At 36.3% G+C, this 2481-nt stretch carries 4 protein-coding genes; 3 read left to right on the top strand and 1 reads right to left on the bottom strand.

Annotated features, from left to right (window positions below; genetic code table 11):
- The first annotated feature begins 3 nt into the window (after positions 1–3).
- From HXW94_RS20525 to HXW94_RS18545, 3 genes are all read left to right on the top strand, one after another.
- Positions 4–168 carry a four helix bundle protein gene (locus tag HXW94_RS20525; RefSeq protein ID WP_425484231.1) on the top strand — a complete coding sequence of 55 codons (165 nt, stop codon included), beginning with the start codon at positions 4–6 and terminating at the stop codon, positions 166–168.
- Between the two features lie 74 nt (positions 169–242).
- Positions 243–1202, top strand: a complete 960-nt coding sequence (locus HXW94_RS18550) for an Rpn family recombination-promoting nuclease/putative transposase (RefSeq protein ID WP_178368376.1) — start codon at positions 243–245, stop codon at positions 1200–1202.
- Positions 1203–1249: 47 nt separating this feature from the next.
- Positions 1250–1594, top strand: a complete 345-nt coding sequence (locus HXW94_RS18545) for a four helix bundle protein (protein WP_178368375.1) — start codon at positions 1250–1252, stop codon at positions 1592–1594.
- A 120-nt stretch (positions 1595–1714) separates the two neighbouring features.
- Here HXW94_RS18545 and HXW94_RS18540 read toward each other — a convergent pair.
- A partial coding sequence (locus HXW94_RS18540; RefSeq protein ID WP_178368374.1) for a transposase occupies positions 1715–2481 on the bottom strand: 767 nt, incomplete at its 5' end.

The following is a 2481-nucleotide window of genomic DNA, read 5'->3' as shown; positions in this document are numbered from 1 at the left end:
TATATAGCAAAAGGTTCAAATGCAGAAGTATTGACCCAGGCCATCATTGCTTCTGAAATAGGCTATCTCACAAAAGAACAATTTTCAGCCATTGAAATCGAATGCAATATCATCGGTAAAATGCTGACAAAATTAATAAGAGCAAGATCGTCAATTACGCCACCTTGAAAACAGAACTCAAAACCAGTCAAAAACCCAGAACCCAGAACCCAGAACCCAGCACCCAAATACAAAAATTCAATATGCCGGATCATCACGACTCATTTTTTAAGAAAATATTTTCAGATAAGCTCAATGTGGCGGATTTTTCAAAACATGTGCTTCCACCTGAACTTGTTAAAAATCTGGATCTTGCGTCACTTCATCTTGAGAACACATCATACGTAGATGAAGAATTGGCTAAACAGTTTTCAGATGTGGTTTATTCATGTGTTTTCAATCAGTCTGAAGTTCGGATTTCCCTGCTGTTTGAACATAAAAGTTTCCCGGATCGTAATCTTCCATATCAAATTTTAAAATACATGGTCCGTATTTGGAATGAAAACCTCAAACAAAAGACGCATTTTACACCCATAATTCCAATCGTACTCTATCATGGAAAAAAGGCCTGGCAACCGGAAGGTTTAAAGTCTGTATTTAACACTCCATCAATTGAACTATTACCTTTTATTCCTGATTTTCAGTATATTTTTATTGATCTGTCAAGATATACCGATGAGGATATCAAATTACGGATTTTTGAAACGGTTTCCTTGAAAATGGCCTTGTTAATATTGAAGAATATATTTAACCCTGGGCATTTGGAACAGGCTTTAGAAGAATATTTCGGTTTGGGCAGACTGTTTTTTCAAAATCAAAACGGTTTAAATTTTCTCGAAACCGTTATAAAATACTTGTATCTTGCTACGGAGATTAAAACGCACTCCATAATTGATGCGGTTGATTCTATATCCAAACAAGGAGGGGTAATCGCAATGACAACTGCAGAAAAATTAAGACAAGAAGGTAGATTGGCAGGCAGGAAGGAAGGCAGAAAGGAAGAACTGCTTTCCTTTGTTCGCCGTGCCCATCAGCAGGGACTTGCCGTGCCGGTTATAGCCCGGATTGTTCAGTTGGACGATTCAATAGTTGAAAGTATATTGAATAATGAGGATATTGATATTCCCCTGCATCTTCTGGATTCTAAAGATAGATTCGGTTGATGTTTTATGGGTGCTGGGTGCTGGGTGCTGGGTGCTGGGTTATAGATATGGGTCATTTTGAGAAATTGAATGTCTGGCAGAGGTCAAAAGATCTTGCTGTCATTATTTATAAAATAACCGCATGTGGTGGATTCTCTTCTGACGTTGGACTACGGGATCAGATCAGGCGGGCGGCTGTATCTATTTCCAGTAATATTGCCGAAGGAGATGAAAATGGAAGCAATAAGCAGGCCGTTCGTTTCTTATATATAGCAAAAGGTTCAAATGCAGAAGTATTGACCCAGGCCATCATTGCTTCTGAAATAGGCTATCTCACAAAAGAACAATTTTCAGCCATTGAAATCGAATGCAATATCAATACCTTCGCCAAATTGATTGACCTATATGAATAAAATGATCACATTCTCTGATAAAATAATGTTTGAGCAAACATCAACCATAATCAGAGGGGTAGTCATCATGGGAATTATAGTGCTTTGCAAATGAATTGATAAAATTCTAAATTTTTCATGTTATAATAAAAAGTTATCTTGCCTTTTATCTAATTTTGCATCATCCTCCCAGAAATTGTCTTCAACAGAGCGTATTTTTTTTATAATTTTTCGACATGTTTTTGCTGTAATTTTTCTGAATGCATTCTCTAATTGAAGCATTAAATTGTCCATTGTGAAATCACAATTACGTGCAATTTCATTCTTTAAAATTCCCCAACATATCTCAATTGGCTGAAGTTCTGGATGATAAGGAGGTGTTCTGATAACTGTATGGCCATATTCATTTGCTATCATATCTATTGCATATGTTGGTTCGGGAGCAAATTTCTTCAATATCTCAACCAATTCAATTTTTAGACAGTTATCCTTGCATGGGATATTATTGTATTCAAGCCAATTAAAGATTTTTTCTTTTGAACATGTCGGTGTTGGGGCAGAACATTCTGCAAGGATATTATGATATGCAGCGTTATCCATAACAATAATGGAATTGCCTGGAATATTGGGTAATAGTTTTTCTGAAAACCATTTTTGGAAAAGATTCCAGTTCATTTGGCCATGATAATCACCTGTTTTTCTGGTACTTTTAAAGACTACTTTGGCATCTGGAACCCAGCCATCTTTTGTGACTGCATTGATGATAATAAGCCTTTCTCCCTTTCCAGTTGGTTTTTGAATCCATGGCCCATCTTCATTTGAATACCATACAAAATCGTTGCTATGATTTTTATTTACATATGATTCATCCAAGTAAACCTCAGGACGTCTTGTTTTTTCACTCCGTA

This window comes from Desulfobacter latus (assembly GCF_013389365.1).
GTDB lineage: Bacteria > Desulfobacterota > Desulfobacteria > Desulfobacterales > Desulfobacteraceae > Desulfobacter > Desulfobacter latus.
Note: the sequence above shows the minus strand (reverse complement) of the source record. Positions and strands in the feature narration are given on the sequence as shown.

Bases quoted from the DNA above. Each gene is read 5' to 3' on its own strand.
- HXW94_RS18550 (WP_178368376.1), top strand. From the start codon at position 243: ATGCCGGATCATCACGACTCATTTTTTAAGAAAATATTTTCAGATAAG.
- HXW94_RS18545 (WP_178368375.1), top strand. From the start codon at position 1,250: ATGGGTCATTTTGAGAAATTGAATGTCTGGCAGAGGTCAAAAGATCTT.